This is a genomic window from Bacillus sp. 1A, from assembly GCF_052682215.1.
This window is the reverse complement of the sequence record NZ_JBQYLZ010000001.1, coordinates 3,706,231-3,727,013: the sequence shown is the minus strand read 5'-3', so window position 1 is coordinate 3,727,013 and position 20,783 is coordinate 3,706,231. Positions and strand designations below refer to the sequence as shown.

The window sequence follows — 20,783 nt, the reverse complement described above, 5'->3', positions numbered from 1 at the left end:
ATCTTTCTTGATTAATTAATAACTTAATGTTCATTTAAAAAATGCATAACCTGTCTTTTATGATGGTTATCATGACCTACAAATTCTTTAATAATATATATAAGTGAATACGGCGTTCCGGTATGAGGACAATGTGATACTCCGTTGGCAGTTAAAGATTTCTTTAGATTTCCAGCAGATAGTATTCTAAGTTCTTTTACGAGTAGCTCTCTTTTAGCTTTTGCTTCTTCAAGAAGTTTCATCTTAGATATACCGGATTTGGCATAACTAGATGCCAGTTTATTATATGTATCAAAATCAGGGAACTCCATTCCCTTTCCATCTCTCACTGATGATAATGTCTCACGTAATAGATAGTCATCCCAGTTCATAATATGAGATATTATTTCGCCAATAGTCCATTTCCCCTCTGATATTGGTGCCACCCATAATTCATCTTTCATACCTTTCAATGTATTTAACCAAATTGAATATTCATTAAAATCATTAATAATTTTATTTTCTCCCATTATCCAATTCCCCATTCTAATAATAGATTCAAATAAATTATATCATTAATCCGCCTAAGATAGAACAAGAGTTCTGATTGAGGGGGATATAAAATAATTCACTACCTTTTATATAAATTCAAATAATGGCTGGCCCCTACATATTTTGTCCCTTTCACAAATCCACTCGAAGTATAAAATTTGTCACCCTGTTCTGTATCTGTATGTAAGACAACAATATTAAAATATTTTTTCGCATCACTTAAAATTCGCACTAACAGTAACCTTCCTAATCCTTTCCTTCGGTATTCTTTTGCAATGTAAAATCTCCTTACCCTACCAATCTTATTGTTTTCTATATAGGGATCCTCATTCAGCCCTCCAATTCCAATTAGCCTTTCCCCTTGAAAAGTACCATATAAACATTCTCCAGTTTTATTAAATGTGTTTATTTTATTTTCATAGTCACTTATAAGTCTTATTAGGAAATTAAATCCTTCTTCTTTGCTTTCTTGAACAAGATAATCATGTTCGTATATCATTAAATCCTTAATTTGTCGAATATGTATATCTTTCAATTAAATTCCCCCCTAAATATGAAAACACATAAAAATGCTCTAGAATTATTTATTCTGAGCATTTTTATGATTGTTACTTTATTCACTTCATAGCATGCATATTTTGCACTTCAGATGTAAATCGATAATATAATAGTTTAATTTCTATACATATAAAGCTATCTGTACTCAAAAATAATGAATAAAGCCATTTAATTAAATACATTTATAATATCTCTCAAATATTGTATTAGTTTATATATTCGCCATTCTTCTCAAACAGACTTAAGATAAATTATAATTTGTTAATTGATATGTTTGTGTAACCACTGTTCAAATATCTTTAACTGTTCTGCAGTATGAAAGTAATGTTCACCCGTCTCTATGATTTCTAATTCACAACGATGTTTTTTTGTAAAATCGTTAATAGTTTCAAATTCGCACAGTTCATCCTTGGCTCCGTACATAATGTATGTATTCGTATCCCATGTATTAATAGGATGTTCTTTTACATAGCATAAATAATCCCAATATAACTTTTGACCAATCGGTGTCTCTATAGTCATTTCTTTTTGCAAAAGTTCTGGTGTTATATTAAACCATTTCATCATATTTTCGATAATTCGTTCCATATTAACTACTGGTGATAAAAATAATGCCTTTTCTATTACATCTTTTTTATAGGCTAAAAGGCTAAAATAAGCGCCGATACTACATGCAAACACGCTTACTTCTTTCCAATGTTCTCTTACGTAATTCATAATTATAGATAATTCCTTAACACAAAACTGTACTTTGCAAGGAGTATTATCTTTTTTTCTTTCTCCATGCTCAGGTAAATCAAAGCTTAATACTTGCTAACCTTTTTGATTAGCTTCTTCAGCTAATATTTGAATAACTGTATCTTCCTTATTTGACATATTTCCATGTACTGCAATAAAAACTTTTTCACTTTTATCTCCCCACAAAACCGCGGGAATATTACTAATGTTAAAATTATCTTTAAGCATATTTCCTCCGTAGAATAAGATATATAGGAATTGGCAAAAAACTGCACACACTTTATAATCCTCTACTCAGTTTTTTAAAAAATCAAACTATTACTAATTTATCACAAATGAATTCTACTCCGTTCGTGGAAGAAGGATTTTTAAAATGAATTTATAATCTCTGCACAGTAGGCAATATCCCCTTCAACTCAAGTAAATCATCTATTACTAAATCCGCCTGCGCAAGTTCATCTTCTTGTGCAAAATCAAAATTGCATCCAATCGCAATCAAGCCATTATCTTTCGCTGCACGTATATCAGATAAACGGTCGCCAACTACCGCTGCTTCTTTTATATCATATTTGTGCAAAATACTTTTAACTAAGTCACTTTTATTAAGTGAGTTAATTTGCTCAATACTAAATGTCTCAGTAATCCATTGGTCTAAATCATAATAAGATACGATTGCTCGTAAATATTCAGTTAAACCATTACTAGCAATATATATTGAACAATTATTTTCTTTTATATATGTAAAAACTTCTTTTACGTTCGGATATAAAGCACCTTTTCCGCTCTTAATGTTTTCAATTAGTCTTTCTAAAAAATATGCATCTGTTTGTTCTCTTACTTCAAGAGAATGATTCGGTAATAAAGCTTCCCAAACTTTCGGTAAAGGCACACCCATAATTTCACGGTATTTATCAATAGGTGTTACCGTATCCCATAACTGTAATGATCTTAAGTGATCAAAAGTATCATCTAACGATAATTCTAAAATTTTATCAGTTTGAAATAACGTTCCGTCCATATCAAAAATTAATGCTTGTAACATGTCATTCTCCCCTTTTGCACTATAAGTTTTACTCGATATATTTTTCAGCATCTCAACGATAATTTCTGAACAATAATTTGCGGCAGTTTTCGCGAAGTCGTCATAAGAAATTTGCGCTTCATCATCTGCACTGTCAGAAATACATCGTATAACGAGAAATGGCACTTCATTTATGTAAGCAACATGTCCAATTGCTGCACCTTCCATCTCTGTACAATGCGGTGCATATTCGTCTATTAATTTCGCTTTTTGTTTTGAATCTTCAACAAAACATTCACCGCTGACAATTCTTCCTTCATGAATCTCCATATGTAAACTACTACTATTAAATGCAATACGTGCTAACTCTATTAATTCTTTACTTGCGATAAACCCCTCTTGGAACGGGAATAAGTTTTTCATTTGAGTTTTACTTACATCATGATGGGTAACATTCGTTGAAATAACTACATCACCAACTTTTACTTCCGGGTGTAACCCGCCAGCAACACCCGTATTGATGATAGCATCTACATCAAATTTATGAATTAACGTTTGCGTACATGCGGCTGCATTCACTTTGCCTACACCAGAACGTGTAATAATTACTTCTGTTCCCATGAATTCCCCTACGTAAAAAGGCATTCCCGCGATTGTTTGTTCTTCTTGTACAACTAATTTTTCTAAAAGTAAGTCTATTTCAATTTGCATTGCTCCGATAATGCCGATTTTTTTCATGAATGTAGTCTCCCTTATTAATTAATCCCTTTAATTCTTTCAGACATAACCGACAATAAAAATTTCGGAAGTACGAGTTGTCTCTTTAACCGTTTCGGCTGCGAAAGTAACCTATACAGCCATTCAGTTCCAGTATCTCTCATGATTTTTGGTGCTCTTTTTACAGTACCAGATATTATATCAATCATGCCTCCAATGCCAATAGATAGCGGAACGTTTAATGTTTGCATGTTTTCATAGATGAATTCTTCTTGTTTTGGTGAACCTAGTCCTACTAGCAGTAAGTGCGGCTTGAATTGCTTAATTTTCATTTTTACTTCTTCTATTTCTTCGCCATTTACAAATCCATGTTGTCCTTTAAACTGTGCTCCCGGGAACTGCTCATTTAATTTTTTTAGTGCCTTTTTATTACTTTCTGGCGCAGCTCCAAAAAGAAAGACACGATATTCATTGTCATTACAATATTTTATTAAATCGTGAGTGATATCTGCCCCAGTAACACGTTCTTTCAAAGTTCCTTTTAATATTTTCGAGCCTATTATGACGCCAATCCCATCCGCTGTTATTAAATCTGCAGAAAGTAACATCTTTTTAAACTGCTTTGATTTAGCCGTGCTTTCCTTTGCAGACATAACAATTTCAGGATTTGCAGTTACTACAAACCTTGGTTTCTCTTGTTGTTCATGTAGCCAACCTTTTAATAAACTTATAGCTTTTTCATATTCTAAAGTTGAAAAAGGTATTCCCTTTATAAGTTGGTGATCCACTATACTCTCTCCTTACATCAGTTGCAAATATTCATCAATATCTTTAGAAATTTGCCTAAAAGCTTTATCCCAAAATTCATAGCTTGTTATATCGATTTCAAAATGTTTTTTCATAAGCTCTTCCACTGGGACCTTTCCAGTTTCTCTTAAAAACTCTTTATATTTCGAATGAAAAGTACTTTTACTTTCTTTAGCTATTTCTAATAAACTAAAACTAGCTAAATAGCCAAATGTGTATGGATAATTATAAAAAGGAACATCTGCAATATAAAATTGAATGTATTTCATCCACACAAAGGGCTGATATTTTGATAACGCATGCCCATATGCTTTTTCTTGCGCTACTATAGATAATTTCTCTATTTCATCAGCACTTAATGGACCTTCTTTACACTTTTCATAAAAATTCTTCTCAAATTCAAATGATGCTCGTATTGCCATTACATAATTAAAACTGTTTCTTATTTTCCAACTAAGCAATGACTTTTTCATATCTATACTATCTGTTGTTTGAATTAGATAGTTTATAAGCACGGTTTCAAAGAATATAGACGCCGATTCAGCCGTACTCATTGGCAAATAATCATCTAAAAAAGAAGTAGATTGCTCAAAACTCATATTATAAAAATGCCAAGCATGTCCTAGTTCGTGCGCAAGTACTTTTACACTATCAATACTTCCGTCATAACGCATAGAGATTCGTGATTCTTTTTCACTGAAAAAAGGAGCACAAAAGCCACCTGGTGGTTTATTCTCTCTCGGCTCCGCATCTACCCATCCACTCACTATTGCATTCCGTGCAAATTCTGCTAATTCTCCATGAATATCCTTTAATGCGTCATATAAGTTTTGTACTGCTACCGAAAAAGGAATAATAGCCTCATTATTTTCCTTTACCGCCATAAGTTCATGCCAAGTAATCGAAGCTTCCCCTTCCTTATACGTGTTTAAAGCACTTACTAATGTATCAATATTTCCTTCCGTCGCATTCCACATTTGCAATAATACAGTTTCAGAAATACCATTCGAATGTAGAGATTGCGTTAAAATCTCTCTATCTACTAATGCATTACTCTTTGTATTACGCAATCTCCCTATTTGATTTAATACAGTAGCAAAAATTTCTTTTTCCTTATGTAAGGCATTTGTTAATAAATCGAATACTTCTAATCTTTCCTTTTCATTATCACTATTCATTGCAATATGATTTGCTTGTCCAAATGATAATTGCTTATTATTGTACTCAATTTCTATCTTATTTCTTAATTGTATGTACATATTTTCCCATGCATCAAGTTCATCTTTTATTAACTTAGTATTAATGTTATCGGAAGCTTCCAATTTACTTTTTTGTATTACTTGCTGTACTTCTCTTTTCAAATCTTTTACTGTAATAGTCAATACAGAAAGATCAGATGAAATACTTTCTTCAGCAGATCGGCAATACAAATAGTATTCTGCTTTTTCAATAGCTTGTATAAGTTTTGAAAGAATCTCTACATTTTTTGTCACATAATATTGTTCTTTCAACCCCAGTATTGGCGTTACAATATCCTCAATTGGATACAATCGATCTAAATCCCACCTAGCAATTTCGTGCATTTTTATAGCCGCCTCCTATTTTTACAAATAGTTACAGATATTTCTCCCCTCACAATTATAAACGAAATGTAAAAATTTTAATATCTTTAAATATTTAGATTTCCGCAAACTCATTCTTATTTATATTCTTTTCTTCTGCTACTGAAACGCACATAACATAAACATATGAATGCTACAGCCACGGGGATCAGTATTACTCCACCAATAAAAGGATAAACTACTACGCAACATGTAAAAGCTAATATAGAAAAAATTTTACCTAACCTATTCTTTATTAATTTCATTCCAGCAGCAGTACCGACTATGTATGTAACAATCCCCAACGAATTCGGTATTAAAACAATTTTATCTATGCTAATATGGAAAACGAAACTTATTAACAAACCTATTATTGCAATACAACCTACAACTTTTACTGCATTTGTTGGTGTTTCTCTTTTTTTATCAATACGTGCTAAATAACGCGGTGCAACTTCTTCTTTTCCTAGTGAATAACCTAAACGCCCCATACTTGCGATAAATGCATTTGTCGTCCCTAAACAAATGATAAAAGCTACAAATCCAATTACCCATGCAAATTGCTCGCCTAATGTTTGTTTCATTACAAGCACGAGAGCTGTAGTATTATCAGCATTTATATGATAAGATTTCGTTCCAATTACTGAAAATGCAATACCAATATATAAAACTCCAATAATAACAATCGCAAATCCTGTAGATAAAATAATATTTCTTTTTCTAGGTGATTTAAATTCAGGAGCTAAACTTGCAATAGCTTCCCAGCCGAAAAAAGACCAAAACATTAATAATGATGCTTCTAAAATCGGATTTATTTCTTGCATAGAAATATGTATATTTATATTTTTCATTTCAATATAAGGTAGTGAACTAATAACTGTTACAATTAAAATAAAGAAAGTTAATACACCAATACATATTTGAAACGATCCACTCGTTTTTAACCCGAATAAATTGAAACCTATTGAAATACTTAAAATAATAAGCGCTATAACGTAAGAAAAATATGATGATAAAGCAAACACTCTCACTATATACATTCCACCAGTCATTGAGACTACGATTTGTCCAATGCTACCTGCAATAAAGAAACACCATCCTATAATAGCACCTATATTTTTACCGAAAGCTTTTTCTGCAAACGTGGCAATTCCACCTGCACTTGAGTACTCAATCGATAAAAAAGCGAATGTGAATGCAAGTGGAATACTAAGTAATATCATAATAAGCCAAGAAACAATCGCATTCCCTTCTGCTACACTCGCTGTCATACCAGGTAATATAAGAATTCCTGATCCTAAAACCGCTCCGACGTATAAGGCTGTTCCCTTTTTAATAGAAATTGTTTCATCAAAATGATTAGACATTTCATGCACCTCCATTTATATTTTAATTATAGAAAGTTATCAATCTATTCAATATACAAAAGTGCATGTAATTTAACATAGGATTTTATATTATGTATTTATTTCAGAAATTTACTTTCAATTTTGCAAAGGAGCATAATTCATGGATGAAATTGATAAGAAAATAACGCTATTACTACAAAAAGATGCCAGAATGACAATTACAGAAATGACCGAACACTTACACCTCAGCCGCCCTAGTGTTACCGAAAGACTAAAGAGGTTACAAGATACTGGAATAATTGAAAAATATACCGCTCGCATATCATTAGATGCTGTTGGAAAATCAATTCAAGCATTTTTAAGAATTGAAAATCTAAAGATTCCTTGTAAAAAATTTGAGGAAAAAATCTACGAAGAATATAGAATACTCGAATGTCATCGAGTAACAGGTGAAAGTAGCTATTACTTAAAAGTAGCGGTTCACTCCATGAAGGAATTAGAGGAATTAATTGATATCGTTATACCATTTGGAACAGTCAAAACTTCGATGATTTTATCTTCACCGATACCTTATCGACCAGTAATTATAGAATAGTAATAAAAAGAGGCTATCCAAAAGGTATAAAATACCCTACTCTTTTGGATAACCCTTTACAATTTATAAGAATTTTTTACTAAACTTCTTTATAAATCCATTTTATTTTCAACTGATATTTTATAAAATTTCGCAGATAATTTATAAGAGCGATTTTCATTATAAAAGTTACCTAGTTCATAGGATAGTTCAGCAACTAAGCGATGTTGTTTTTTTTCTAATCCCACTTCAATTGCTTTTTGCATATTTTTCTCATATTCATAATAATCCCCACGTATTTTGAATACTTTAGCTTTCAAACCATATAGTTGGACAAATGCAATTGGCACATCATAAATCAATAAAAAATGAAATGCTTCATTCATAGCCTTATTAACATTTTTCCAATCTTTAAGTTCTATGTATATCTCCAACATGTTTCGTAACGCATATACTTTTTGATCTTTCTGTGATAAAAATTCACTTAATTCCAAAGTTTTTTCGTAGTATTTAATGGCATTCGTATAGTCTTTCAAACCTTGATAAATTTTACCGTAATCATATGAAATGATAGGTAAATACTTTGAATCACCATTAGTAGCCAAACTATTTTCTACTTTCTGTAAAATTTCAAGTGCCTTTTCATATAACTCATCCATAATATACAATATTGCAAGCATTAAAAGTGTATTTATTACGTTTTTCTGCATACCATTTTTTCTGTATATGTTGTAAGCTTTTAGGGCATACAAACGACTAATACTTTTATCTTTATAAAGCTCCTTATATACATGACATAAATTATAGTATATATGGCCATGTTGTTCAGTTTCTTCTGCACCAAGTAAACTCTCAGCCTGTACATAAATATCATGAGCAGCAATGTAGTCTTGTTTATTATAAAAATATAAACCTCGAGCTTTTAAATAATAAATATAATCTTCAGGATCTTGCATTTCGACTTGACTTGGTATCATTTGCGAAGCTTGATCTATAAGTGACTTCACATATGGCACGTTTTTTTGTCGAGCGTGGTAGTATATCAGTACACCATATACCTTTAGTAATAAAGGGATTGAATCCACTTCACGAACATATAATTCTAACAAAGATAAGTCAGCTTCTGTAATAGTTTTATCTTTTTTATATTTATTACATATTTTAAAAATAGTAAGCTTTATCTCCTCGTAATTTCCATTTATAAGATAATCGCTCTTAACTTCTAACTTCTTAGAAACCTTTTTTAGAAAAGAAGATGACGGTTTTATTTTTCCACTTTCTATTCTACTTAAATATGTTATTGAACATATTCCTGATACGAGTTCCCCTGTGTTAATCCTTTATGCATCCGAACATGGCGAATACGTTCCCCTATTTCCATCTTTCTACTCTCCCTGCTTAACCATTTCATACTTTTTACTAAATAAGCCATTATGTATTGCATAATCTTTCATACTAAGAAAATGCATAACTTTACAAATGTAAAAAAATGTATCATATATTTTAATTTTACATTCATACTATGATTATTTCTAGATACTTTGTTAAATTTAATGGTTAAAATTTAGATTTTTCGTCCATTTTTTTCATGTGATTTTACTACTTGTTATTAACAAAGACAGAGTCATATACTTGAATTACGATAAACTTAATGAAAAGGATTTAACTACATGTAAACTATTATTATTCATTTAAATAGTTATAGTTCATTACATTTATCTAGTAGATAGAAGATATCTATTGTAAACAAAAAAATCAAATAAACTTAATAGACGGATTATTAATATCAAATCCTAGAAATTAGTTTGTCGAATTATTTAATAAAAAAAGAAAGGATGATACACATGTTTGTAAGACTTAAAGATGAATCTTCACGAAAAATAGTAAGGTATGTTGGAGGCGTTGCTTTACTTTTAATATTCGCTTCTTTCATTTATCAGTGGAAAAACGACTTAGTAATTGATCAAACTGAACGATTCGGCTTTGGACTAGCGATTATCACTTTCCTATCTACCTTCTTACCTTTTAAAGAGAAAACTAATAAATAATTACATATAAATTAGATTAAAAAAGGATTGATCAAAGATCAATCCTTTACTCTACCTCATTTAAGAAGAACAATGTTAACGCGCCAGGTCCTGTATGCGCTCCGATTGCTGCTCCAATTGTATTTACGATAAATACTTCACAGCCAAATCTTTCGGTAATTAATGATTTTAAAGCTTCAGCTGTTTCTAAGTCATCACCGTGAGTCATAGCGATTGTTTGACCTTTAAGGTCTTTTCCACGCTCTTCCATAATATCTACAATTCGGCCAAGTACTTTCTTTTTCCCTCTTACCTTTTCAAGTGGTACAAGTTTTCCTTCTTCCACGTTTAAGATCGGTTTAATGTTTAGTAAACCACCGATAAATCCTGCGACTTTACTTAAACGCCCACCTCTCACTAAGTACTGTAAGTCAGCTACTGTGAAGATATGTTCTATATGGTTCATTAGAAAATCAACACGTTTTAAAATATCTTCTTTTGATGCGCCGTCTTTCGCCATTTTAGCAGCTTCTAATACGACAAGCCCTTGACCCAGCGAAGCACATTTCGTATCAATAATTTCTAAATCTAAATCAGCATATGTTTCTTTCACTTCTTCTTTAATAACAACTGACGATTGATATGTACCAGATAGTTCAGATGAAAAAGCTAAATATATACAAGGATTACCTTCTTTTGCATAAGAAACAAATTTTTCTTGGAAAGTTTCAAGTGAAGGCAATGACGTTCTATAAACAGCGCCTTCTCTCATTTTTTGCAATAATGTAACTGACTCTAATGTTACTCCATCTAAATACTCTGTTTCTGCTTCATCATAAACACGGAGTGGAATTAAATCAATATCATATGCTTGCAGCAATTCTACCGGTAAATCCGCCGCACTATCCGTAATGATTTTAACACCCATTTTTAAACCTCTATTCTGTTATAAATATAAAATAATAAAATAAAAATAGTACTTTTAAATTATATACGTAAAACTTAAATGAAGAAAGGAAAACACTTTATATTGTATGCACTATTCTTCAAAACTTGAACTGTTAATGAAAATGATTCTATTTTAAACACCTTTTTCTTATTATTTTTCTAAAACACGAATAATTTTATAAGTATTTTGTATCATTACATGTTAATTCTTTATCTTAATATAATCTTTTCAAATTTATACTATTTAAAATTTAAAAGCCAAATCCAATAAAGGAAACGGCTTTTAAATTTTTTAAAAAATAAACAAACTTTATTTTCCATCACATTGTTTGTTTACATTATTATTTAGGCAATGTTAAATATTAGTCCAGTTATGATTAATATTTATAGCCTGTACTAGAATTAAAACAGTGAATATTCATCACTAAGAAGCAGCATATATAAAAAAAGGTTAAATATTTTATAAAATATTTAATTTTACTAGTAAAGCTAATAAAATTTGGAGAAGAATTTGAACATTTACTGCTATGTCTGTATCCGTAGTCGTAACTGTAACATTTCTAGAATTTCTAATGACAGTTTCTTGTTTATTAACTTGTTTAACAGATGATTTTTGAAACAATTCTTGTGCTACACGGTCAGCTTTTTCACTATCTGCTATAGAAATACTTATTATAACCACGATAGCTGCTTGTAATGCTGCTTGAATAGATAACGCAGCTTTTGTATCTGTAGTAGTAACTTCTACATCTGCTGAATCAACAATTATAATAGATTCTTCAGAAATTTGATAAGTTTTACTTTCTTGAGCAGCTGCTTCTGAAACGCTAGCATTTTTAAAAGACGGATGAGGATTTGAAGAATCTAATGCACTCCACTTTTTATTTTCATCTGTATGGCATGCTTTGTCCATAAGTTCACCCCCTTTCAATCTAAATAATTATTAACCTGTGATTGTATTTCGGAAACAATACTTTTAATTTGCTGCTTTTTTTCTGGCGATAAATTTTTTAACTTTTCTTCATTTATCCCATGCCTATTAAAAATATCTGAGAGTAAAAGATCTATGATTATATTCTTTTGATCCTTATCAAACTTAAAGGAAGAAAATTTGTTTAAATCATCCATTTACAATATTCACTCCAATCAATTTTCTATAAAAATTTCAAATAACTACAAGCATTATATGTAATTTAATAAAAATTGCTTGGACAAGTAACTTAATCTTCTATTTCCACTTCTTTTTACTAATAAAATCAAAAAGCTGGCTTCTAATACGAAGACAGCTTTCCTTCACATAAACATAAGTTTCATTTACTGTTAAATAATGTATTTAACTTTTACTATTGTGTAGTTTTCTACACTTACTTTCCCATTAATCTTGAATGTTAAATCAGTCATAATAAGAAGTCCAAGCTTGTACCACATATTGCAACAAAAAATATTTACTTAGAGTGAACCCTTATAGCTAAATATAAACAAGTTAGAAACTTTATAAAATGTTTAGTTTAACTAATAAAGCTAATAAAATTTGAAGGAGAATTTGAATATTCACTGCAATATCTGTATCAGTAGTTGTTACGGTTACGTTTCTGGAATTTTTAATTAATGTTTTTTGTCTATTAATTTGTTTAATAGATGATTTTTGAAATAATTCTTGTGTTATTTTATCTGCTTTTTCACTATCTGCTATAGAAATACTTACTACGACCACAATAGCTGCTTGTAATGCCGCTTGAATAGATAGTGCAGCTTTTGTATCTGTAGTAGTAACTTGTACATCTGCTGAATCAACTATTTCAATATATTCCTCAGAAACTTGATCAATTTCATCTGCTTGTATAGCCTCTTCTAAAAAATTTGAATTTTTACTAAATGAATAAGAATTTAATGTTTCGGAATCCTGTTTTATTGATTCAGAATCTTCTTTTTTTGGCTCAGGAACTCGTTTTTTCGGCTCAAACTCCCGGTTTAATGGATCCCGGTTTTTCTTTCTTCTACAAACTTCACAATCACACATAAAATCACCCCTTTTAGTCTAAAAAATTAGCAATATTAAAATATTGGCTAACTACTAGCATTTTATGTATTTTTTAAAAATTTGTTTGGACAAGTAACTTAATCTTTTATTTTACTTCTACTTCTTTTTCTAATAAAAGAAAGCTGCCTTCAAATAAGAAGACAGCTTTCTTTGTGACTACTCTAGAATAGATTTCATACAATATAATTGTTCCTTTCTTATAACCTGAACTCGTCACTTTAGTTATAAAAATGTGAGTATATCCTATAACCTTTTTCAAGGATCATCCATAATTTATTTCAGAAAAAGTGCTTTGTTTTACTGAAAGCTGGTTGCGGAAACAACCGCCCTTTTATTCGGAACAAAATAAAACTTATATATATAAGGCCCATAATTAAATACACTTAACTTCATATGATATATTGCATCCTTTCTTTTTAGAATGAGTAGTCGTTACTGAAGGGCACTTTTCGAAGTGCTCTTATCTTTAAATCCCTTTTCTTTTTCAGGAGGAGTTTTTTACTAAATCCTAATACGATTTTTATCACTCAGGCTGGTGATTATCATATTTCCTTAATAGTTCCAATTAATACAGTAGCTACTATTTAAAATAAGCCTATAAACTCTATACACTTAAACAATAATGCGTTACCAAACACATGAACTAATTTTCATTTTAACTATGTAACACTCAATTCACAAGGTCATTATCCTCTGTTTGTTGAAGCCACCATTTCAATACCAGCAAACCCACACCTTTAACTAACAAACTTAACAAATATGCTATATAATGAAGATAGCGCTAGTTTTCCAAAGGAGGATGCATATGAGTATTCAACTAGCTACATCTAATGACCTAGAATGGATTAATAATCAATATGAATCGATAGGATTTGTACGAAGTGATTTAAAAAGAGATAAAGTTGCAATTATTACATACAACAACGAGTATGCAGGTGTTGGACGATTAGTCCAACTAGATGAAGATACTATAGAAATGGGCGGGATTTTTATTCTCCCTAAATTTAGAGGTCTACAATTAGCTGGGGAACTTGTTTCATTTTTAGTAGAAACTGCGAAGAAATTACAAGTACAACATGTATATTGTCTTCCTTTTGAGGAATTAGAAAACTTTTATAAGAAATATGGCTATACTGAGGTCGATACTACGAAAGAAGTAGTTCATCCAATTATTCTAAAAAAATATAATTGGTGTTTAGATCATTATGATAAGCATGTTTTATTATTTAAGCTGTAAGTTCGCCTAAATAGAGCGTATATAAAATATAAATTACGTCTCCCACTCAATTATATGGTCACCATCAGCTTCTACAAGTTATACAATTACTACATACGTTTCCTTTTTTCCTAACATTACTTTCGTATAAAAGATTATTTTGTTTAAAGTTACCTTAAATCTTATTCCAACAAACTAATCAGAAGGCGAATTCCTATATAATACAATTAAGTAATTAAAAGGAGCGTTATTCATGATAGATGTAGTAAGACTCGTTATCTTTATTGTAGTTGCAATTGGTGCTATTTTTAACATTTACCTAGAATTTAAAAAACCTAAAAAAAGTATATTCTCAATCGTTTTTCTATCAGTACTCTTTATTGGTGCCTCAGGTTTAATCAAAGATATTTTATATAAATTTTTATAGTTATTTGATTAAAAATTACTGTTCTGTCAATAATGTATATAACATGATTGTATTTCTCCATTCTCCTTTGGAGAGGAGCAGTTAGCTTTTGCTATCTGCTCTTTTATTTAAAACAATTTCATCTATTATCCACAAAATACGTATCATACGCCTTATCAAAAGCATATCCTAACTTTTCTGCCAGTTTAGCAGACGTAGTATTCGCAGCATCCCAGTTTGGATATATCTCTTTTTCTAAACAGGCCAAGATTAGCGCTGCACTAACTATAGTCGCCAACCCTTTTCTTCTATGATTGTGATCAGTCGCCACTTCGATTTCAATCCCATTATCATAAATGCTATACGATGATGCACCGCATACAACTTCACCTTCGTACAAAATACTATACCCTATACCTCGTTTTAAATAATCTTCTACTGATTGAAATTGACTTGTAAAATCTTCAGAGACCTTATGTAGTGTAGGGATATTTACGATATGTTCATCTATTCTTCGTAACTCGTATCCTTTTGGAAGCGCTGATATAAAAGATTGTAATTTTGAACGATTAAAAACTTCCGCATTACGTTTGAATTTATAGCGTAAAAACTTATCTATTTTTCTTTCGTAAAATGTTTCTAAACGCTTTTTCCACTTTTCACTATTTACGATTACTAACATTCTATCGGGAATGTTACGTAGTAATTCTTCTGTTTCTTTCCTATTTGGATCCCCAGCGTAAAATGTGAAAATCCCTACCGTAACTTGCGCTACTGTTGGATTTTCAAGATCATTTACCCAAGCGGTACCCATATGTCCTTGTAAATAAGAAAGTAAAACAACGTTATTGAAATCCTCGAACATAGTAACTAATTTTTCTCTCGTATGTATACTCGCTTCATATATCATTTCCATTCCCGCTTTCTTTGGAATCAGTTTAACTCTACTTTTCATATATAAACAAAAGTTTATTAAACTATATATAATCGTAAAATATTCGTAAATATAAAATTATTATAACATCTAATAAATAGTAAGCGACTGTCCTGTATAAAGGTTAACAGTAAATATACTTAATAATACTTAATAATAATTTGCAATCTACATGTAACCGATTATCATCTTTTATTATGTAATACCCCTCAATACTCGTTTGAGGGTTCATTTAAATACGTATGTTATAACTCATTCTTATAAATATATGATTCTGTTCCTCCATTTTTATATACTTTAGTCAATTTAACAACTGACTTGTACGTATTATTGTCATTCGTCACCATCTTTTTCATATCTTCTATTTCAGCATTACCAGTTCCACTCTCGATTTTCAAACAGTTCGAAATGTTAAGGTATCCACTCGATGCGAAAAGAATAATAAACGTAAGATCAGGGAAATTAATGAACAGTATTCCAAACTTTAAAGGATTCGTAGCCGTATCAGATAAAACTAATCGAAAGTTTAATAGTTCCGGCACTTGAACAAAATCTTTAGAAACAATCGCTTCACCTATTATAGTAATTTGCTTTACGACATTCCCCATCTCATCTATAAATTCAGTACAACTAGGTACATCAATTGTTTTTGCTTGTAGTGATAAATTCAATTCTGGATTGTAAAAGTCAAAAAAGAGTGTACTACCCTCTGTTAAACATTGTGGACAAACATTTCCAAGTAAACTAAAATCCTCTTCAATAAATTTAACTTTCGTTTTACAACTACAAACTTTTCCTATTCGAATTGCATCAATCCTAGAGCAATCTACAAAAATAACCTCATTGTCCTCTTGTACGAAGGATACGATACCATTCCTCTTATTAAATGAAAGAAAATAAGATACTACAATTTCGTTTCCGGCGATTACAATACTTTCAACTTTTGTAAAAGGCTCTAGACTTCGCAAAAATTCACAAATACTATTTTGGCAGCATTGATAATTTCGTTTCGGCTCACAACCCACTTACACTCCATCCCTTCCCTATATGTTTTATCTAATACATATACTATGAACGGAGTATAAAAAAGCTTGGACAATATAACTTTAACTCAGGAATATAGGTACTTACTTATCACATTAATAATGAAATTACGCCAATAATGAGTAATAGCACATAAATTTCCCTATAAATACATATAACAATTTCATCTTTCATGAAAAAAACGTTATAATAAGGTGTAGCCTCTACGATTACGTTATAAAGGAGAATAAAACAATGGCTAAAATTAAAGTATACCAAGCAAAAGAAGAAAATATGGATACAGTAAAGAACATCATTGATGTTGAGGAACAAAACCCAACTACTGAAAACTTACAAAATCTATATGCATGTGTATTAGAAACAGAAGATATGGCATTGCCTGAATCATACATTGAAGAAGATATCTTAATTGATTCTATGGAAGTTATGGTTAACGCTTCTCAAAACAAACTAAGAGACTTAGGTGCATACGATGTAATCGAAGTTCAAAACAAAGGTAAGAAAACACAAATTTTATTATTAGCAGACGAAGAATACGAAATTATCGAAGGCTAATCTAAATCCGTACATACGAAAAAGCTCCTTTCCAATTGGAAAGGAGCTTTTTCATTACGCTTTTGATGTTTCACTCTTTTTATTCGTTTGTTTTTTCTTAATTACCATACGCTCATTTCCCATAAAGAAAATAAATATGAATGCTAGACCTGCTGGTACTAATGCCCACATAAATGTTTGAACAATGGAGCTAGAAAGAGCGTCAATAATTTTATCTAATATTTGCGGCGGGATTTGAGATCTTGCCGATTCTGATAGAATCGCTCTTGAATCTCCTAAAGCGTTTGTATTCATTCCTCCGCTCATACCTTTAAAAGCTTCTTCTAATTGATCTTGGAAACCTGTTCTTTGAATCATTCCGAAGATTGTAATACCTAGTGTCATTCCTAATGAACGAATGAAATTGCTCGTTGAAGTTGCAGATCCACGCTGTTCCATTCCGAAGTTGTGAATAGCTGCCATACTTAGTACAGAGAATGAGAAACCTACTCCAAATCCAATGATAATCATATAAACCGTTAATAATATTCGACTTGTTTCTGGTGTTAATGTGCTTAATAAGAATAGTCCAATTAGCATAATAACAGCAGAAATAATCATAATGTTTCGGTAGCTAAGCTTCGTCGTTAAAAATCCACCTAACTGCGCTGTTACGACTGATCCTAACATCATCGGTAAAAGTAATAATCCTGAGTTTGTTGCGCTACCACCGTATACACCTTGAATGAATAACGGTATGTATACAGTTGCTGACATGAACGCAGCACCGTAACATAATGCAATAATGGTACTCATTCCGAATAAACGTTGTTTAAACATTTCAAATGAAATGATCGGTTCTTCTACTTTACGTTCAATAAAAATAAATGCAATAATTAAAATAGCGAATCCGCCAAATAAACTTAATATAAAGTTAGAATCCCAATCATACTTTTGTCCACCTAGTTCTAAAGCAAACATTAGCGAAACTACTGCACCAACTAAAGTAATTGCGCCAAACCAATCAATTTTTTGCTTTCTATGAACTCGTGATTCTTTATAAAAGAATATAATAAAAATAAGTGCTAAAACGCCAAGCGGTAAGTTAATGTAAAATACCCAGTGCCAGCTTATGTAATCTGTAATATACGCACCAAGCAGCGGACCAAAAATACTTGATAAACCAAATACTGCTCCGAATAATCCACCCATTTTCCCGCGCTTTTCAGGAGGGAAAATATCAAAAACGATAGTAAACGCGATCGGCACTAATGCCCCGCCGCCAATACCTTGAATGGCACGATAAATACCTAACTGTGTAATATTTTCAGCAGTACCACAAAGTGCCGAACCAATCATAAAGACGATTAAACCGAAAATAAAGAATCTCTTTCTACCATACATATCTGATAGTTTTCCGAATATCGGCATACCTGCCATTTCTGCGACCATATAGGCAGAAACGACCCATACAAAGTTTTCAAGGCCTCCTAAGTCACCAACAATCGTTCCCATCGCTGTTACGACAATGGTATTGTCCATTGATGCCATTAAAATACCTAGCAATAAGCCTGCCACAACAAAGCCGAGCTTATTATTCTTCTCAACCATAACCTTGCTCTCCCTCGTACTACTTATATTTGTTTATGTTCTTTTACGACTGCATTACCTTTTTGGTTAAAACTAGTATGATATTCTACAACACTAATTTCACACCCTGGACCAATGGTAACGTTGTTTCCTCTTACAACTTCAGCAATCGTATGCTCTAAATAAATTTCATCTCCTTCAATGATAGACGTTTGGAGGCTTCCAGCATGACTTGTAAATGGAATAAATCTCGCTTTTTTACGAACCGTAATCTTTTTACCGCCGATTTCTCTCACTTTGCTACCTTCATAACGAAGTGAAATTTCAATATTTTCAGCATTAAGTAATCCATCACTTTCAAGGCCACCAGTTAGTGATAGTTCTTCAACTTCAATATCTCCTTTTACATTTAAAGCGCCTTTCACATCTACGAAATCACCAGTTAACTTCCCTTTAACTTCTATCATACCTCTTACTTTCGTTTTTTCAATATGAACATCACTATTCATTTGTGTATTTCCGTATACTTTTACATATTCAGCAGTTACATTTCCTTGTACTTCACTATCTCCATACACGACATAATTTTTCACTTTCATATTACCTTGTACATCACTCGTGCCGTACGTTTTAAATTCATTACAACTCATATCATTAGAAATCGTTCCTTCGCCGCGTATCTTCACTTTGTTATAATCCCCGCCTGCTGAACTACTAGAACCATTGACAGTAAGACTATGTTGATGTTCCATATTACTTTCTCCCTCCCATTAAACCTGCTTCATTTCTTTTACATTTGCGCTTTTATCAACAGTAAGAACACCCGTATATTCGATCAGTTCAATCTCACAGTTCGCTCCTACTGTCACATTGTTTCCTCTTACCGTTTTTATGTGAGCATAATCAATATCGATATTGTCACCTTCTAATAGTTCAGCCTCTAATTGCATACCAAATACTGATTTAAACAGTCTACTAAAAGTACCTAGTCTATGCTTTACTTTAATCGTTTGACCACCAATTTCTTTCGCTCGACATGTACCGTGAATATTAATATTTATTTCATCGGCGCTTAATAATCCACCAATTGTAAATTGTCCTTCTGAAGAAAAAGTATCCACTTCACAATTCCCATCAATCGTCGCTTGACCATTGACTTTAAATTCTTCACCAGTTACATTTCCACCTACTGTACCTTTTCCTGCAATTTTTAAACTGTTCGCCTTCACATCTTGCGTAATTGTTGCTTTCCCATCAATTCGCATCGTTTCCGCAATAACTGTACCATCAACTTTACCTGATCCACTAATTCTTGCATTGCTACTTTTCAAATTTCCAGTAACAGCACCGTAACCGTTACATTCAAATTGATCACATTCAATATTTCCATTAACAGTCCCTTTTCCATTTAATTGCACTTTATGAAACTCGCCGCCATTCGATGAACCGTAACCATTTATAATTAAATTATCTGTACGCATACTTTCTCCTCCACTACAACAGTTTCGTTTTTAATGCTTCGGTATATTTCATAATCGCTTCGCGTAAAACAATTTTGGTACCTTTTTCAAAAATTAAATCGTCCACGTTTGAAACTAAGAAACATGTAGAAATCCCTAACTTTCGGACGATGATTAAGTCACAAGTTTTATGCTTAATCGCTTCATAATTTTCACGTAAAACTTGCAAGACCATTTTTCCTTCTTCTAAACTAATCTCTCCCGATTGTAGTAACTCTTCTAACATATACACATAAAGAATATCTACAAATTGAAACTCTGTTGTTTTATTCATTTGTTCTATGAAGAATTGTAAAACTGGCTCTGATGCAATTCCTTTACGTATGACGTCTTCTTTTGTTAAAAGAATTTCTCTAACACTCGGTGAAAACATATTTGCTAGTTCATCAAGTGATAAATCTTCTTTCATCGTTTGGATTTTATCAATACGCTCTAATATCTTTTCTTTCGGAAAAAATGTCTCTTGACCCGTGAATGTTGACTTTCGTACAAACCAATCTTCCGGTATTAAATTTTTTCTTTTCCACCTATATAACTGTCCGTATGAAATACCAGTTAGTTCTAATAAATCTTTTTTTGAAATTAAATCTGTACTCAACTGTATAACACTCCTTCCTGATAACAATG

At 31.5% G+C, this 20,783-nt stretch carries 21 protein-coding genes and 2 pseudogenes; 5 read left to right on the top strand and 18 right to left on the bottom strand.

Going from position 1 to position 20,783, the window contains the following annotated elements; translation table 11 throughout:
• Window positions 1-23 precede the first annotated feature (23 nt).
• The 7 genes and pseudogenes from ACUN0F_RS18970 to ACUN0F_RS18940 all read right to left on the bottom strand — a co-directional run bounded on the left by ACUN0F_RS18970 (window position 24) and on the right by ACUN0F_RS18940 (window position 7,340).
• Window positions 24-509, bottom strand: a complete 486-nt coding sequence (locus ACUN0F_RS18970) for a DinB family protein (protein WP_445539935.1) — start codon at window positions 507-509, stop codon at window positions 24-26.
• A 101-nt stretch (window positions 510-610) separates the two neighbouring features.
• Window positions 611-1,066, bottom strand: a complete 456-nt coding sequence (locus tag ACUN0F_RS18965; RefSeq protein WP_264461753.1) for a GNAT family N-acetyltransferase — start codon at window positions 1,064-1,066, stop codon at window positions 611-613.
• 284 nt (window positions 1,067-1,350) lie between these two features.
• Window positions 1,351-2,055: pseudogene (locus ACUN0F_RS18960) on the bottom strand (alpha/beta hydrolase).
• Between the two features lie 151 nt (window positions 2,056-2,206).
• Window positions 2,207-3,586: a 5'-methylthioadenosine/adenosylhomocysteine nucleosidase gene (locus ACUN0F_RS18955; RefSeq protein WP_264461754.1), complete on the bottom strand. Its 1,380-nt coding sequence runs from the start codon at window positions 3,584-3,586 to the stop codon at window positions 2,207-2,209.
• Between the two features lie 17 nt (window positions 3,587-3,603).
• Window positions 3,604-4,353: a WecB/TagA/CpsF family glycosyltransferase gene (locus ACUN0F_RS18950; protein WP_264461755.1), complete on the bottom strand. Its 750-nt coding sequence runs from the start codon at window positions 4,351-4,353 to the stop codon at window positions 3,604-3,606.
• A 12-nt stretch (window positions 4,354-4,365) separates the two neighbouring features.
• A complete protein-coding gene (locus ACUN0F_RS18945) occupies window positions 4,366-5,955 on the bottom strand; it encodes a M3 family metallopeptidase (RefSeq protein ID WP_264461756.1) in 1,590 nt (529 codons plus the stop codon).
• A gap of 116 nt (window positions 5,956-6,071) precedes the next feature.
• Window positions 6,072-7,340 (bottom strand): APC family permease, encoded by a 1,269-nt coding sequence (locus ACUN0F_RS18940; protein ID WP_445539934.1) that lies wholly within the window; start codon window positions 7,338-7,340, stop codon window positions 6,072-6,074.
• Between the two features lie 142 nt (window positions 7,341-7,482).
• Between ACUN0F_RS18940 and ACUN0F_RS18935 the strand changes: the two genes are divergently transcribed.
• Window positions 7,483-7,917 carry an Lrp/AsnC family transcriptional regulator gene (locus ACUN0F_RS18935; protein ID WP_445539933.1) on the top strand — a complete coding sequence of 145 codons (435 nt, stop codon included), beginning with the start codon at window positions 7,483-7,485 and terminating at the stop codon, window positions 7,915-7,917.
• Between the two features lie 89 nt (window positions 7,918-8,006).
• Here ACUN0F_RS18935 and ACUN0F_RS18930 read toward each other — a convergent pair.
• Window positions 8,007-9,277 (bottom strand): annotated as a pseudogene (locus ACUN0F_RS18930) (helix-turn-helix domain-containing protein).
• 463 nt (window positions 9,278-9,740) lie between these two features.
• Between ACUN0F_RS18930 and ACUN0F_RS18925 the strand changes: the two are divergent.
• Window positions 9,741-9,944, top strand: coding sequence for a hypothetical protein (locus ACUN0F_RS18925; RefSeq protein WP_445539932.1), 204 nt, complete (start codon window positions 9,741-9,743; stop codon window positions 9,942-9,944).
• Window positions 9,945-9,990: 46 nt separating this feature from the next.
• Here ACUN0F_RS18925 and ACUN0F_RS18920 read toward each other — a convergent pair whose 3' ends face one another.
• The 4 genes from ACUN0F_RS18920 to ACUN0F_RS18905 all read right to left on the bottom strand — a co-directional run bounded on the left by ACUN0F_RS18920 (window position 9,991) and on the right by ACUN0F_RS18905 (window position 12,891).
• Entirely contained in the window at window positions 9,991-10,851 is an 861-nt protein-coding gene (locus ACUN0F_RS18920; protein WP_097916761.1) for a DegV family protein, read from the bottom strand.
• A 480-nt stretch (window positions 10,852-11,331) separates the two neighbouring features.
• Entirely contained in the window at window positions 11,332-11,784 is a 453-nt protein-coding gene (locus ACUN0F_RS18915; RefSeq protein ID WP_264461761.1) for a spore coat protein, read from the bottom strand.
• Window positions 11,785-11,798: 14 nt separating this feature from the next.
• Entirely contained in the window at window positions 11,799-11,999 is a 201-nt protein-coding gene (locus ACUN0F_RS18910; protein WP_000342253.1) for a spore coat protein W, read from the bottom strand.
• Window positions 12,000-12,363: 364 nt separating this feature from the next.
• Complete coding sequence (locus tag ACUN0F_RS18905; RefSeq protein ID WP_264461762.1) at window positions 12,364-12,891, bottom strand: spore coat protein; 528 nt, start codon at window positions 12,889-12,891, stop codon at window positions 12,364-12,366.
• A gap of 826 nt (window positions 12,892-13,717) precedes the next feature.
• On the opposite strand from ACUN0F_RS18905, the gene ACUN0F_RS18900 reads away from it, so the two are divergent.
• Together ACUN0F_RS18900 and ACUN0F_RS18895 are read left to right on the top strand one after the other, a co-directional pair.
• Window positions 13,718-14,149, top strand: a complete 432-nt coding sequence (locus ACUN0F_RS18900; RefSeq protein WP_264461763.1) for a GNAT family N-acetyltransferase — start codon at window positions 13,718-13,720, stop codon at window positions 14,147-14,149.
• Between the two features lie 232 nt (window positions 14,150-14,381).
• Window positions 14,382-14,555 carry a hypothetical protein gene (locus ACUN0F_RS18895; RefSeq protein WP_445539931.1) on the top strand — a complete coding sequence of 58 codons (174 nt, stop codon included), beginning with the start codon at window positions 14,382-14,384 and terminating at the stop codon, window positions 14,553-14,555.
• 118 nt (window positions 14,556-14,673) lie between these two features.
• On the opposite strand, the gene ACUN0F_RS18890 is transcribed toward ACUN0F_RS18895, so the two are convergent.
• Together ACUN0F_RS18890 and ACUN0F_RS18885 are read right to left on the bottom strand one after the other, a co-directional pair.
• Window positions 14,674-15,444: a GNAT family N-acetyltransferase gene (locus ACUN0F_RS18890; protein WP_264461764.1), complete on the bottom strand. Its 771-nt coding sequence runs from the start codon at window positions 15,442-15,444 to the stop codon at window positions 14,674-14,676.
• Between the two features lie 269 nt (window positions 15,445-15,713).
• On the bottom strand, window positions 15,714-16,493 hold the full coding sequence (locus ACUN0F_RS18885; protein WP_097857711.1) for a BC_2878 family exosporium-associated protein: 780 nt from the start codon (window positions 16,491-16,493) through the stop codon (window positions 15,714-15,716).
• A 253-nt stretch (window positions 16,494-16,746) separates the two neighbouring features.
• Between ACUN0F_RS18885 and ACUN0F_RS18880 the strand changes: the two genes are divergently transcribed.
• A complete protein-coding gene (locus tag ACUN0F_RS18880; protein ID WP_087983807.1) occupies window positions 16,747-17,067 on the top strand; it encodes a hypothetical protein in 321 nt (106 codons plus the stop codon).
• Between the two features lie 54 nt (window positions 17,068-17,121).
• Here the strand turns inward: ACUN0F_RS18880 and ACUN0F_RS18875 are convergent, their stop codons facing one another.
• Genes ACUN0F_RS18875 through ACUN0F_RS18860 form a run of 4 tightly spaced genes read right to left on the bottom strand, consistent with a single transcriptional unit; the run spans window position 17,122 to window position 20,754 of the window.
• Window positions 17,122-18,657: an MDR family MFS transporter gene (locus ACUN0F_RS18875; RefSeq protein ID WP_172553301.1), complete on the bottom strand. Its 1,536-nt coding sequence runs from the start codon at window positions 18,655-18,657 to the stop codon at window positions 17,122-17,124.
• Window positions 18,658-18,680: 23 nt separating this feature from the next.
• Window positions 18,681-19,388, bottom strand: a complete 708-nt coding sequence (locus tag ACUN0F_RS18870) for a cytoplasmic protein (RefSeq protein ID WP_264461766.1) — start codon at window positions 19,386-19,388, stop codon at window positions 18,681-18,683.
• Window positions 19,389-19,406: 18 nt separating this feature from the next.
• Window positions 19,407-20,117: a bactofilin family protein gene (locus tag ACUN0F_RS18865; protein WP_445539930.1), complete on the bottom strand. Its 711-nt coding sequence runs from the start codon at window positions 20,115-20,117 to the stop codon at window positions 19,407-19,409.
• 13 nt (window positions 20,118-20,130) lie between these two features.
• A complete protein-coding gene (locus ACUN0F_RS18860) occupies window positions 20,131-20,754 on the bottom strand; it encodes a YhbD family protein (protein WP_445539929.1) in 624 nt (207 codons plus the stop codon).
• Between the last annotated feature and the right edge of the window lie 29 nt (window positions 20,755-20,783).